The organism is Caldimonas thermodepolymerans, assembly GCF_015476235.1.
In the GTDB taxonomy this organism is placed as follows: Bacteria; Pseudomonadota; Gammaproteobacteria; order Burkholderiales; family Burkholderiaceae_C; genus Caldimonas; species Caldimonas thermodepolymerans.
Genome location: NZ_CP064338.1, coordinates 1,293,378 through 1,306,850, shown reverse-complemented (window position 1 = coordinate 1,306,850; position 13,473 = coordinate 1,293,378). Strand labels below are relative to the sequence as shown.

Annotated in this window: 10 protein-coding genes; 6 read left to right on the top strand and 4 right to left on the bottom strand. The window is 71.8% G+C overall.

All coding sequences use genetic code 11. The annotated features are described in order from the left end of the window. The first annotated feature begins 3 nt into the window (after positions 1-3). Both lapB and IS481_RS06260 read left to right on the top strand, forming a co-directional pair. Positions 4-1,161 (top strand): lipopolysaccharide assembly protein LapB, encoded by a 1,158-nt coding sequence (lapB, locus tag IS481_RS06265; RefSeq protein WP_104357934.1) that lies wholly within the window; start codon positions 4-6, stop codon positions 1,159-1,161. Between the two features lie 142 nt (positions 1,162-1,303). Then, on the top strand, positions 1,304-1,648 hold the full coding sequence (locus IS481_RS06260; protein ID WP_104357933.1) for a ComEA family DNA-binding protein: 345 nt from the start codon (positions 1,304-1,306) through the stop codon (positions 1,646-1,648). Positions 1,649-1,724: 76 nt separating this feature from the next. On the opposite strand, the gene IS481_RS06255 is transcribed toward IS481_RS06260, so the two are convergent. From IS481_RS06255 to dnaE, 3 genes are all read right to left on the bottom strand, one after another. Beyond that, the gene (locus IS481_RS06255; RefSeq protein ID WP_104357932.1) at positions 1,725-2,954 is read right to left on the bottom strand and encodes a patatin-like phospholipase family protein; all 1,230 of its coding nucleotides are present in this window, start codon (positions 2,952-2,954) and stop codon (positions 1,725-1,727) included. Positions 2,955-3,053: 99 nt separating this feature from the next. Continuing rightward, positions 3,054-3,431, bottom strand: a complete 378-nt coding sequence (locus IS481_RS06250) for a hypothetical protein (RefSeq protein ID WP_104357931.1) — start codon at positions 3,429-3,431, stop codon at positions 3,054-3,056. Positions 3,432-3,557: 126 nt separating this feature from the next. Next, complete coding sequence (dnaE, locus tag IS481_RS06245; RefSeq protein WP_104358003.1) at positions 3,558-7,061, bottom strand: DNA polymerase III subunit alpha; 3,504 nt, start codon at positions 7,059-7,061, stop codon at positions 3,558-3,560. A 42-nt stretch (positions 7,062-7,103) separates the two neighbouring features. On the opposite strand from dnaE, the gene IS481_RS06240 reads away from it, so the two are divergent. Then, a complete protein-coding gene (locus tag IS481_RS06240; protein ID WP_104357930.1) occupies positions 7,104-7,847 on the top strand; it encodes a sulfurtransferase in 744 nt (247 codons plus the stop codon). Here the strand turns inward: IS481_RS06240 and IS481_RS06235 are convergent. Then, positions 7,842-8,552 carry a DUF599 domain-containing protein gene (locus IS481_RS06235; RefSeq protein WP_104357929.1) on the bottom strand — a complete coding sequence of 237 codons (711 nt, stop codon included), beginning with the start codon at positions 8,550-8,552 and terminating at the stop codon, positions 7,842-7,844. The genes IS481_RS06240 and IS481_RS06235 overlap by 6 nt on opposite strands. Before the next feature lie 119 nt (positions 8,553-8,671). Here IS481_RS06235 and IS481_RS06230 point away from each other — a divergent pair, with 119 nt between their 5' ends. The 3 genes from IS481_RS06230 (at position 8,672) to IS481_RS06220 (ending at position 13,467) form a co-directional block, all read left to right on the top strand. Beyond that, a complete protein-coding gene (locus tag IS481_RS06230) occupies positions 8,672-9,664 on the top strand; it encodes a LysR substrate-binding domain-containing protein (protein WP_104357928.1) in 993 nt (330 codons plus the stop codon). Then, positions 9,661-10,560, top strand: coding sequence for a tRNA glutamyl-Q(34) synthetase GluQRS (gene gluQRS, locus IS481_RS06225; RefSeq protein WP_104357927.1), 900 nt, complete (start codon positions 9,661-9,663; stop codon positions 10,558-10,560). The genes IS481_RS06230 and gluQRS overlap by 4 nt, the downstream gene beginning before the upstream one ends. A gap of 93 nt (positions 10,561-10,653) precedes the next feature. Next, entirely contained in the window at positions 10,654-13,467 is a 2,814-nt protein-coding gene (locus IS481_RS06220) for a DUF2339 domain-containing protein (protein ID WP_104357926.1), read from the top strand. Positions 13,468-13,473 lie beyond the last annotated feature (6 nt).

The following is a 13,473-nucleotide window of genomic DNA, read 5'->3' as shown; positions in this document are numbered from 1 at the left end:
GCGATGGACTTTGATTTCCAGTGGCTGCTGCTGGGGCTCCCGGTGGCCTTCGCGCTGGGCTGGCTGGCTTCGCGCATCGACCTCAGGCAATGGCGCTCGGCGCAACGCGAGTCCCCGCGCGCCTACTTCAAGGGGCTGAACCTGCTGCTCAACGAGCAGCAGGACAAGGCCATCGACGCCTTCATCGAGGCGGTGCAGCACGACCCGGACACCACCGAGCTGCACTTCGCGCTGGGCAACCTGTTCCGCCGCCGCGGTGAGTACGAGCGCGCCGTGCGCGTGCACGAGCACCTGCTCAGCCGCGGCGACCTGCCGCGCGCCGAGCGCGAGCGCGCCCAGTACGCCCTGGCGCAGGATTTCCTCAAGGCCGGCCTGTTCGACCGCGCCGAGGCCGCCTACCAGGCCCTGGAGAACACGCGCTTCCGCACCGACGCGTGGCTCGCCCTGCTGACGCTGTACGAGCGCTCGCGCGACTGGGGCAAGGCCATCGAGGTGGCGCGCAAGCTGGAAGACGCCGGTGCCGGCTCGTTCTCCAACCGCATCGCGCACTGCTGGTGCGAGATCGCGCTGGACGCCGATGCGCGCGGCGACGCGGCGACCGCCGACGAGGCACTCGCCAAGGCACGCGCCGCGATGCCCCAGGCCGCGCGCCCGCTGGTGATCGCCGGCCAGCGCCTGGCCCGCCAGGACCGCCACGCCGAGGCGCTGCAGGTGTGGAACGAGCTGATCACCGCCAACCCGGGCGCCTTCGCGCTGGTGGCGCGCGAGTACGCCGCCAGCGCCACCGCCGCCCGGCAGCAGGCCGCGGCGATCGGGAAGCTGCGCGCGCTGTACGAGCGCGCGCCGTCGGTGGAGCTGCTGGCCGCGCTGCGCCAGCTGGAAGCCGATCCCGTCGTGCGGCGCGACTGGCTGGGCCAGCACCTGGCCCGGCAGCCCTCGATCTCGGCGGCGCTGGACCTGCTGGACGAGACCATCGCGCAGGGCCAGCCCCTCTCGCCCCAGGAAACCCAGCGCCTGCAGCAGGTGCTGGCGCAGTCGGCCAAGCCGCTGCAGCGCTACCGCTGCGCCGCCTGCGGCTTCGAGGCCTCGCACTACTTCTGGCAGTGCCCCGGCTGCCAGAGCTGGGACAGCTACCCGCCGCGCCGCATCGAGGACTACTGAAGCCTCGAAACCTCGCGTTACCACTGCGCCCCCGCGCTTCCCACCCAAGAGGGAAGCGCCCTCTCCCGTGGTTTCCTAGACTGCGCCTGCCTGCGAAGGCGCAGCCCGCAGGCCATCCCACAACCACACAGGAGAGGAAACCATGAGCCATTTCATCCGCAAGATCGCGTTCGCGCTGCTGGCGCTGGTGTCGGCCTCGGTGTTCGCCGCGGTGGAAGCCAACAAGGCCGACCGGGCCCAGCTGGAATCGGTCAAGGGCGTGGGCAGTGCCCTGTCCGGGCGCATCGTCGCCGAGCGCCAGAAGGCGCCGTTCAAGGACTGGAACGACTTCATCACCCGCGTGCAGGGCGTCGGTCCGGCCAGTGCGGCACGGCTGTCCAGGGAAGGCCTGACGGTCAACGGCACGAGCTATCCGGGCGCCCAGCCGGCCGCCAAGCAGCAGGTCGCGGCCAAGCCGCCGGCGCGGCCGGCTGACCGCAAGCAGTAAGCCCGCCATCGTCAGCGGCCCGACGGAATGAATGCCCCGCCCTCGCGGGGCATGCTCGTGAGGGCCCCGGGGACGTTCAGGCCGCGACCGCGCCGAGCGGCTGCGACGCCGCCTGCGGATCGCCCCAGCCGAAGAAGCGCCGCACCTCGTCGCGGCGCGCCAGCGCATCCTGCCGGCCCAGCGCCATCAGCTCGGTGGTGTAGCCCGGCTCGAACAGCAGGTAGCTGGCCAGTGCGGCGCCGCGTGCATCGTCGGGGTCGCTGGTCATGCCCAGCGCCCGCAGCATCGTGCGCACCGGCAGCGGCAAGGCGCCGACATGGCGGCTCGCGATGTCGTCCAGGCGCTGGCTGGGCGCGATCACCAGCAGCTCCAGCGGCCGCAGGCCGGTACGCTCGCGCGCCTCGGGCGACATCAGCGACAGCGTGTGGTTGATGCGCTGCGCGCGCTCGATGTCCACCGCCATCGCGTCGAGGAAGATGTTGGACAGCGCATGGCCGGCGATCTGCGCCAGCGTCGGATAGTCCTGCGACACCAGCCGCTGCCCGGGCGGCTCCTGCATGCGCCCGGCACCGATGACCAGGATGCGCCCGGCGCCCAGGTGCACGGCCGGCGAGATCGGCGCCGACTGGCGCATCGACCCGTCCCCGAAGTACTCGATCGCCCCGTGCATCGGCAACGCGACGGCCGGGAACACGAACGGGATCGCCGCCGAGGCCAGCAGGTGCTCGCGCGTGATGCGCCCGCGCACCGCCTGGCGCTGCGAGCGGGTCCACGGGACGATGGGCTCGCGGCTCTGGTAGAAGGTGACGTGGTCGCCCGACGAATAGCTGGAGGCGGTCACGGCCAGCGCGCGCAGGAGCCCCTGGCGCATCACGTAGTCGATGCGACGGGGGTCGAGCAGGCGCGACAGCAGCGCCTCGAACGGCCGGTTGTCGAGGAAGGACTTCGGCCGGGCCCGCCCCCAGCGGGCGATCAGCCAGCCGAGCGACAGCATCGACAGCCAGCGCGCACCGGTGCGGATCACGCCGATCGAGTCGGCGCGGTAGACGTCCTCGGCGTGCAGCTGCGCCCACACGCCGGCCAGCGTGCGCACGGTGCCGACGAAATCGTCGGCACCGCAGGCCAGCCCTGCGGCGTTGATCGCCCCGGCCGAGGTACCGGTGAGGATCGGGAACGGATTGGACCCCGGGCGCCCCGCCTCCTCGTAGAGGTCGGCGATGGCCTGCAGCACGCCCATCTGGTAGGCCGCGCGTGCCCCGCCCCCCGTCAGCACCAACCCTGTCGCGTTCGTCGAGCCCTGCCCCATGCGCCGAGTGTAGTCAGGCGCGCCGGCCCGGGCCTCGCGGCATGCCCGGCACGGCGTGCATGGTTGCCGGGTCGGCCGCGCCGGCGGCACGACGGGGGCTCAGTGGTGCCCGTGGCCCTTGCCGGGGCCGCGGTGATCATGGTGATGGTGCGGCTTGGGCTTGTGCGGGTGGTGGGGCTCGTCCTTGACGAAGTACACCGGCGTGCTGCACGCGTTGTACTTGTGGCAATGCTTGGCCCAGTTCTTCGCATGGCCCGGCGGCACGCGCATGTAGACCGGCTGCGGCACGGCATGCACCGGCTGGACGATGATGACCGGCTGGGGATAGATCACCGGCGGCGGGGTGTGGCCGATGTCGATGCGCCCGTAGACGCCGGGCTGGCTGACCGAGACCGAGACGCCGACGTCGGTGGCGTGCGCCACCGCAGCGGCCACCGCCAGGACGGCGGCACAGAACAACTGGTGTTTCACTGGCATGACGGGATCTGCACTGCTGCGCGGCCCGGTCGCCCACTCGGCGGGCGGGCCGGTCCGCATGAAGGAACGCCCGGAGTGTGCCGCGTCACGGGGCGTTTCCGCATGCCGCGGCGCGCCCAGTTGTGACTATTCGTACACCACCTGCGCCCGGCCGCCATGCGCTTCGCGCTTCCATTGCCGCAGCGCCTCGTCGCTCGGGTAGAAGCGCGCCGCGTCCCCCAGGTCGAGCTCGCCGTAGGCCGACTCGCGGTGCAGCTCCAGGCGCACCGTCAGCCCCTGCAGCAGGTCGCCATGCTCGGTGTCGACGCGCCTGGGCGGGAACTGCTGGAGCAGCTCGCCGATCGGCGGTGCCGAACCGTTGACCGCCACGCGCAGGTACTTGCCGAAGCGGCAACGGGCGCTGGCCAGGTCCCAGACCTGCACGACGTTGAGGCGCAGGCCCCCCGAGAAACGGTCCGGCTGGGCCTTGCCCTGCACGATCAGCAGCTCGTCGTCCTTGAACAGCTCGCGGTGTGCATCGAGCAGGTCCTCGCTGGCCACCGCCTCGATCACGTCGCTCTTGTCGTCGAGCTTGAAGATCGCCACGCGCCCGCGCTGGCCGTTGACGATGCGCAGGTCGCTGACGATGCCGGCCAGCAGCTGCGGCTCGCGGCTGTCGATCAGGTCGACGATCTTGCGCTTGGCGAACTGGCGCACCTCGTCCTGGTATTCATCGAACAGGTGGCCCGAGAGGTAGAACCCGATCGCGGTCTTCTCGTGGCCGAGCCGCTCCTTGATGCTCCACTCGGGCGTGGCGGCCAGGTCGGGCTCGCGGGTCGACGAGCCGTGCTCGTCGCCGAAGTCGAACAGCCCGCCCTGGTCGGCGTTGGCCGCCTGGGTGTCGGCGTACTCGAAGGCCAGCGAGATGCTGTCGAGCAGCGCGGCGCGGTTGGGCTCGATCGCATCGAACGCGCCGGCCTTGATCAGGGCCTCGACGGTGCGCTTGTTGATGCGGCTGCGGTCGACGCGGCAGCAGAAGTCGAACAGGCTGCGGAACGGGCCGCCCTGCTCGCGCGCCTGCACGATGGCCTCGATCGCGCTCTGGCCGGTGCCCTTGATCGCGCCCAGGCCGTAGCGCACCACCTTGTCGGCCACCGGCTCGAAGCGGTAGACGCCGGTGTTGACGTCGGGCGGCTCGAAGCGGATGCCCAGCTGCACCGCGTCGTCGTAGAAGACCTTGAGCTTGTCGGTGTCGTCGATCGACACGCTCATGTTGGCGGCGACGAATTCGGCCAGGTAGTGCACCTTCAGCCACGCCGTGTGGTAGGCGAGCAGCGCGTAGGCAGCGGCGTGCGACTTGTTGAAGCCGTAGCCCGCGAACTTCTCCATCAAGTCGAAGATCTCGTTGGCCTTGTCCGCGTCGATGCCGTTCTTGGCCGCGCCCTCGGCGAAGATGACCCGGTGCTTGGCCATCTCCTCGGGCTTCTTCTTGCCCATCGCGCGGCGCAGCAGGTCGGCGCCGCCGAGCGAGTAGCCGCCCAGGCGCTGTGCCACCTGCATCACCTGCTCCTGGTAGACCATGATCCCGTAGGTCTCCTTGAGCACCTCCTCCATCAGCGGGTGCGGGTAGACCACTTCCTCGCGGCCGTGCTTGCGCGCGACGAAGCTGGGGATCAGGTCCATCGGGCCCGGGCGGTACAGCGCCACCAGCGCGATGATGTCCTCGAAGACGCTCGGCTTGGCGTCGCGCAACATGCCCTGCATCCCGCGCGATTCCAGCTGGAACACGGCCACCGTCTTGCCTTCGGAGAGCAGCTGGAAGGTGGGCTTGTCGTCCAGCGGGATCTTCGCGAAGTCGAAGTCCTTCTGGTCGGGGTGCCGCTTGACGATGAACTCCTTGGCCATCTCGAGGATGGTCAGGGTGGCCAGGCCCAGGAAGTCGAACTTCACCAGGCCGATCGCCTCGACGTCGTCCTTGTCGTACTGCGAGACCACGGAGTCGCTGCCCGGCTGCATGTACAGCGGGCAGAAGTCGGTGATCTTGCCCGGGGCGATCAGCACGCCCCCGGCGTGCATGCCGATGTTGCGCACCAGGCCCTCGACGCGCTCGGCCAGCGCCAGCAGCTCGGCGACCTCTTCCTCGTTCTTCTCGCGCTCCTCGATCTCCGGCGCTTCCTTGCGCGCATAGATCAGGCCCGGGTCGGGCTTGTCGCCGGGGCGCTTGAGCGTGACGGTCTTGCCCGGCGGCGCCGGGATCAGCTTGGCGATGCCGTCCACGTGGCCGTAGCCCATGCCCAGCACGCGGCCCACGTCGCGCAGCGCGGCCTTGGCCGCCATGGTGCCGAAGGTGGCGATCTGCGAGACCGCGTCGCGGCCGTACTTCTCCTTGACGTAGTCGATGACCCGGTCGCGGTTGCTCTGGCAGAAGTCCACGTCGAAGTCGGGCATGGACACCCGCTCCGGGTTCAGGAAGCGCTCGAACAGCAGGTTGTAGCGCAGCGGGTCCAGGTCGGTGATCTTCAGCGCGTAGGCGACCAACGAGCCCGCGCCCGAGCCCCGGCCGGGGCCGACGGGGCAACCGTTGTTCTTCGCCCAGTTGATGAAGTCGGCCACGATCAGGAAGTAGCCCGGGAAGCCCATCTGCAGGATGGTGTTGATCTCGAAGTCCAGCCGCTCGACGTAGCGCGGGCGCTGGCGTTCGCGTTCTTCCGGGTCGGGGTAGAGGTGCTCGAGCCGCGCCTTCAGGCCCTCGTGCGCCGCGTAGCGGAAGTACTCCTCCATCGGCATGCCGTTGGGCGTGGGGAAGTCCGGCAGGCGCGGCTTGCCCAGCACCAGCGTCAGGCTGCAGCGGCGCGCGATCTCGACGGTGTTGGCGAGCGCGCTCGGCAGGTCGGCGAACAACGCCTCCATCTCGGCCTGCGTCTTGAAGTACTGCTCGCGCGTGAAGCGCTTGATGCGCCGCGGGTTGGCCAGCGTCTCGCCTTCGGCGATGCACACGCGCGCCTCGTGCGCCTCGAAGTCCTCGGGCGTCTGGAACTGCACCGGGTGCGTGGCGACCACCGGCAGCTGCAGCCTGGCTGCCAGCGGCACGACCGCGCGCACGTGCGCCTCGTTGCCCGGCTGGCCGGCGCGCTGCACCTCGAGGTAGAAGCGCCCCGGGAAGAGGCCCGCCAGCCGCTGCGCGACCGCCTCGGCACGGCGCGGGTCGCGGTTCATCAGGGCCTGGCCGACCGCGCCCTGCTCGGCACCGGACAGCGCGATCAGGCCGCCGTTGAGGCGCTCCAGCCACTCCCACTTGAGCCAGGCCTGCGCCCGGTTGACGTTCTGCGTCCAGCCGCGCGCGAGCAGCTCGCACAGGTTCAGGTAGCCCTCGCGGTTCTGGATCAGCAGCAGCAGGCGGCTGGGCTGCCGGTCGCCCGGGCTGGCCGCGGCGTCCTCGGGCTCCAGCCAGACGTCGGCGCCGATGATGGGCTTGATGCCCTTGCCGCGCGCGGCCTTGTAGAACTTGATCGCCCCGAACAGGTTGCTCAGGTCGGTGATCGCCAGCGCCACCTGCCCGTCCTGGGCCGCCGCGGCGACCATGTCGTCGATCCGCAGGGTGCCGTCGACGACGGAATATTCGGTGTGGGTGCGCAGGTGTACGAAGGGCATGGCCGGCATTGTAGGCAGCCGGCCGCCCCCTAGAATCCCGGCGTGCATCCCGTACTCAACATTTCCGCCTACCGGTTCGTCCCGCTGCACGACTGCGCGGCCTTGCGCGAAAGCATCCGCTCACAAGCCGTGCAACGCGGGCTCAAGGGCACGGTGCTGCTCGCCGAGGAAGGCATCAACCTGTTCCTGGCCGGCGCACCCGAGGCCGTGCGCGGCTTCGTCGCCTGGCTCCAGGCCGACGCGCGCTTTGCGGACCTGGCGCCCAAGGAAAGCTGGTCCGCGCACGTGCCGTTCCGCAAGCTGCAGGTCAAGGTCAAGCGCGAGATCATCCGCATGAACCACCCGGCGATCCGCCCCCACGAGGGCCGCGCGCCGGCGGTCGACGCGCGCACGCTGGAGCGCTGGCTCGCGCAGGGCCACGACGACGAGGGCCGCCCGGTGGTCACGCTGGACACCCGCAACGCCTTCGAGGTGGACTACGGCACCTTCGAGGGCGCGATCGACTGGCGCATCCGCAAGTTCAGCGAATTCCCGCAGGCGGTGCTCGAGCACCGCGACGAGCTGCAGGGCAAGACCGTGGTGAGCTTCTGCACCGGCGGCATCCGCTGCGAGAAGGCGGCGATCTTCATGCGCGAGGCGGCCGGGCTGGAGCGCGTCTACCAGCTCGACGGCGGCATCCTCAAGTACTTCGAGGAAACCGGCGGGCGCCACTTCCGCGGCAGCTGCTTCGTGTTCGACGAGCGCGAGGCGCTGGATGCGAGCCTTGCGCCGCGCACCGGCTCATGACTTGAGCACGGCCAGCACCTCGGAGTGGAACTCGCGCTGGTAGAGGATGTAGATCACGCCGGCGGTGGCGATCGCGAACCACAGCGGCGAGAAGAACCAGGCGATCACCGCGAACGCCATGTAGTAGGCGCGCAGCCCGTCGTTGAAGGTCTCGGCGGCCATGCCGACGATGCGCCCGGCACGCTGCGAGAACTCCTCGCGCGAGGCCTCGCCGCGCTCGAACTCGCGCGGCTCCGGCGCCGAGGCGACCATCAGCGCACCGAAGGTGTACTGCCGCATCGACCAGGTGAAGCGGAAGAACGCATAGACGAAGATGCCCAGCAGCAGCAGCACCTTGAGGTCGAACACCAGTACCGAGGTGCGCGCCGCGAACGGGATCTCCTTGACCAGCTCGGCTGCCTTGTCGGTGGCACCGAGCACCGCGAGCAGGCCACCGATGATCAGGATGGTCGTGGAGGCGAAGAACGACGGGCTGGTCGACAGGCTCTGGATCACGACGCCGTCGACCACGCGCACCTCGCGCCCGGTGACGCGCAGCATCCACAACCGGCGGTAGTGGTTGGTCACCGCCAGCAGCGTCATGACCTCGTTCGCGCGCCGGCGCGCGAACGTCGCATAGCCGGCCCAGGCGGCGAAGAACCAGGCGAGCGCGAGCCAGTCGGTCCAGGGCAGCAGGCTCAGGATGCGCAGGTCGGAGACGTCCATGGCCGGCACTGTAGCAAGCCTCGCCCCGCGACGCCGCCGGCCTGGCGCGCCCCGCGCGCGCCGGGACCACAGCGCCGTCGGGCCGGGTGGCTTGGTGGCATCATTCAAGACCCTTGAACATGAGCGAACGTCGCAACGTCCTCACCCCGGAAGCCCTCGCGATGATGGATGCCATCGCGCGCACGGGCAGCTTTGCCGCGGCGGCGCGCGAGCTGGGCAAGGTGCCGTCCGCCCTCACCTACAGCGTGCGCCAGCTGGAAGAAGCGCTGGACGTGCTGCTGTTCGACCGCCGCTCGCGCCAGGCACGGCTGACCGCCGCCGGCGAGGAGCTGCTGCACGAAGGCCGCCGCCTGCTGCAGGAGATGGACGCGGTCGCCAACCGCGTGCGGCGTGTCGCCTCGGGCTGGGAGACGCAGCTGAGCATCGCGGTCGACAGCATCCTCTCGACGCTCACCGTGTTCGAGCTGTGCGAGGCGTTCTACGCGCTCAACCCGCCGCACGGGCCCGGCACGCGGCTGCGGCTGCGCTCCGAGGTGCTGGCCGGCACCTGGGAGGCGCTGGTCAACGGCCAGGCCGACCTGGCGCTGGGGGTCTCGGGCGAGCACAGCCTGCCGCCCGGCATCAAGATGGAACCGCTCGGCGACCTGCACATGGTCTACGTGGTCGCGCCGCACCACCCGCTCGCCCAGGCGCCGGAACCGCTGTCGGAGGCCGACCTGGTGCGGCACCGCGCGATCGCCGTGGCGGACTCGGCCCAGCGCCTCGCGCCGATCACCGTGAACCTGCTGCCCGGGCAGGACGTGCTGACCGTGCCCAGCGTCGGCTCCAAGCTTGAGGCGGTGCTGCGCGGCCTGGGCGGCGGCTTCCTGCCCGACAGCCTGGTGGACGAGCATGTCCAGGCCGGCCGGCTGGTGCGCAAGGAGGTGCGCCGCGCCAGCCAGCGCGTGCGGCTCTGGTACGCCTGGCGCGCCGGCGGCAACGGCGGGCCCGCGCGCGGGCGTGAACGGCTGGGCCTGGCGCTGCAGTGGTGGCTGGAACAGCTCGAGCGGCCGGCCACCCGCACCGCGCTGCTGCAACGGCACGGCGGCCTGCCGTCGCGCTCGCTGGCATGAGTGGCTACACCGGGCGCTTCGCCCCCTCGCCCACCGGCGCGTTGCACGCCGGCTCGCTGGTCGCGGCGCTGGCCAGCTGGGTCGACGCGCGCGCGCACGGCGGGCGCTGGCTGGTGCGCATCGAGGACGTCGACGGCCCGCGCTGCGTACCGGGTGCCGACCGGGTGATTCTGCAGCAGCTGGCCGCCTGCGGCCTGCACCCGGACGAGCCGCCGGTGTGGCAGTCGCAGCGCGGCGCGCTGTACGAGCAGGCCCTGCAGCGACTGCTGGAGGCCGGCTGGGCCTACCCCTGCGCCTGCTCGCGCAAGGACGTGGCCGAGGCGCTGGCGGCCCGGCAGCGCGCCCGCCCGCGGCATGGCGAGCTGGTCTACCCGGGCACCTGCCGCAACGGCCTGCAGGGCCGCCCGGCGCGTGCCATCCGCGTGCTGACCGCGCGGCGCCTCGGCCCCGACGCCTGGGAGCCGGTGCGCATCGACTGGCAGGACCGGCGGCTCGGCGCACAGGCCCAGGATGTCGAGGCCGAAGTCGGCGACTTCGTGCTGCGACGCGCCGACGGCCTGTGGGCCTACCAGCTCGCGGTGGTGGTCGACGATGCAGCGCAGGGCGTCACCGACGTCGTGCGCGGCGAGGACCTGGCCGACAACACCGCGCGCCAGATCCACCTGCAGCGGTTGCTCGGGTTGCCCACGCCGCGCTACCTGCACACCCCGCTGGTGCTGGGCCCGAACGGCGAGAAGCTGTCCAAGCAGAACGGCGCACGGCCGCTGGACCTGGCCGACCCGCTGCATGCGGTGCGCGAGGCGGCCGCCGTGCTCGGCCTGCGGCTGGACGCCCCGACGCTGGCCGAGGCGCTGGCGCAGGCGGTGCGGCAGTGGCCGTACCGACCCGCCGACTGAGACGCCCGCCGGTCCGGCACGGCCGGCAGGCCGCGGGTGTCCGCTGCCTACAATGCCCCGCACCCTGACAACATCCACAGGAGGGAGCGGCAGATGGCGTGGATCGGGTTTTTCATCGGGCTGGCCGTGGCCTGGGTCTGCGCGGACATCTTCGGTCCCGAAGCCGGGCTCGTCGTGCTGGGCGCGCTGGTCGGCATGCTGCTGGCCCGGCTGTACCGCCGGGTCGGCCGCCTGGAAGCCGAGCTGGCGCAGCTGCGTGCCGGGGCGTTGCTGGCAGAGGTCCAGTCCACTCCGGTACCGGCCCCCGTCGCCGCGCCCCCGGCTGCCACAGCGCCGGCAGTCCCGCCGTCGCAAGCCCCCGGCGTCAAGGAGGGGCTCGCGCCCGCCGCGGCCGCCGTCATCCCGGCGCCCGTGCCGCCCGGGCCCGCGGCGGCACCGCCGGCCCCCTCCCCGCCGGCCGCCGCGTCCGAGGTCGACGAGCAGTCGCACCGCATCACCGCGTCGCTCGGCCGCAGCGTGCTGGCCTGGTTCCGCGGCGGCAACGCCATCGTGCGCATCGGGGTGCTGATCCTGTTCCTCGGCGTGGCCTTCCTGCTGCGCTACGCGGCCGAACACGCCCTGCTGCCGGTCGAGCTGCGCATCGCCGGCGTGGCCGCGGGCGGCGTGGTGCTGGCCGGGCTCGGCTGGCGCCTGCGCGAGCGGCGCCGCGGCTACGGCCTGACCCTGCAAGGCGCTGGCGTGGGCATCCTGTACCTGACGATCTTCGCGGCGTTCCGGCTCTACGGGCTGGTGCCGGCGGGCCTCGCCTTCGCGCTGCTGGTGGCGCTGTCGGCCGTCGCCGCGCTGCTTGCGGTCGCGCAGCAGGCGCTGCCGCTGGCGGTGCTCGGCTTCGCGGGCGGCTTTCTGGCACCGGTGTTCGCCTCCACCGGCGAAGGCAGCCATGTCGCGCTGTTCGGCTACTTCCTGGTGCTGAACCTCGCCATCGCCTGGATCGCCTCGCGCCAGGCGTGGAAGCTGCTGAACCTGGTCGGCTTCTTCTTTACCTTCTCGATCGCGACCGTCTGGGGGCTGCGCTCGTGGCAGCCGGAGCACTTCACGACCACCGAGCCGTTCCTGGTCGCGCACTTCCTGCTCTACCTCTACATCTCGGTCCAGTACAGCCGGCAGCTGGTCACGGCGCCGGAGGCGCGCGGCCTGCCCTACGTGGACGGCGGCCTGCTGTTCGGCCTGCCCGTCGTGGCCTTCGGCCTGCAGGCGGCGCTGGTGCGCGACATGCCCTACGCGCTCGCGATCTCCAGCGCCGTGCTGTCGGCCGTCTACCTGCTGCTCGGGCGCTGGCTGTGGCGGCGCAGCGGCCAGCAGCTGCGGCTGCTGGTCGAAGGCCTGTTCGCGCTGGGCGTGATCTTCCTGCTGCTGGTCACGCCGCTGGCGCTGGACGCGCGCTGGACCGGCGCGGCGTGGGCGGCCCAGGGCGCGGGCATCGTCTGGGTCGGGCTGCGCCAGGGACGCCTGTGGCCCGCGGCCCTGGGCGTGCTGCTGCAGTGCATCGCCGCGGTGGTGTACTGGGAGCATCACGTGCGCCCGGCCGAGGCCGTGCCGTTCCTCAACGCCGCGCTGCTGTCGGCCCTGCTGCTGGGCGGCTCGGCCTGGGTGACGGCGCGCCTGCTGCGCCAGCAGGCGGATGCGGCCGGCCAGGACGCGCCGGCGTGGAACCGCCTGCCGCGCCCGGCCTGGCAGGCGCTGCACGGCTTCATGCTCGCCGTGGGCCTGCTGCAGCTGCTGGCCGGCTGGGGCGAGGAACTCGAGGCGGCCGACTGGCCGGCACTCGCGCTGTCGGTGCGCCTGGCCCTGCTGCTGCTCGCCTTCGCGCTGCTGCACGAGGTCCTGCACCGGCGCCTGGCCTGGCCCGAGCTGCGCCTGCCTGCGCGCCTGCTGTGGGGCGCCGCCGCGGCCGTGTCGCTCATCGGGATGACCGGCGTGCTGTTCAGCGTCTCGCTGCAATGGCAGCGCTACGTGCACGAGGCCGTCTGGTTCGAGGTGCTGGCGGTGCTCGCCTGCGGACTGTGGCTGCTGCGCCGCCTGCAGGGCCCCACCTGGCTGCACCGGGCCACGGGCGTCGAGCATGGAGCCCTGGCGTGGTACGCGATGCTGCACGGGGCGGTGCTGCTCTACGCCGCGACCGGCACGCTGATCGGCCGGCACCAGGCCTGGACCGCGCTGGCACCCATCGTGCTGCCGACCGCCGTGGCCTGGTGGGTGCTGCACCGCACCGCCTGGGCCGCCTGGCCGGCCGACCGGCATGCCACCGCGTTGCGACGCACGGTGCTGCTGCCCTGGATGGGCGTGCTGCTGCTGTGGACGGCGCTGGTCAACCGCTACGCCGCGGCCGGCATGGCGCCGCTGCCTTATGTGCCGCTGGTCAATCCGGTGGACCTGGGACACGCGCTGGCGCTGCTGTACGGCGTGCGGCTGTGGATGGTCTGCCACGGCCGCCAGGCGCGCTGGGGCAAGCCGCTGCTGGTGCTGGCGCTGGCCGCGGCCTTCTGGTGGCTCAACGCGCTGCTGGTGCGCAGCCTGCACCACTGGGCCGGCACGCCGATGTGGGACCACGGGGCGCTGCGCGACGACCTGGTGCAAATGAGCCTGACCATCCTGTGGACCGTCACCGCGCTGGTGCTGATGCTGGTCGCCACCCGCCGCGCCGCTCCGGCGCGTGCGCGCAGCGTCTGGGTGGCCGGCGCGGTGCTGCTCGCTGCGGTGGTGCTCAAGCTGTTCTTCGTCGACCTGTCCCACCTGGGCACCCTGCAGCGCATCGTGTCCTTCCTCGGCGTGGGCCTGCTGATGCTGGTGATCGGCTACGTCGCGCCGTTGCCGCCCGCTGCGCCGTCCCGGGAGCCGCAAGCATGAGGATGA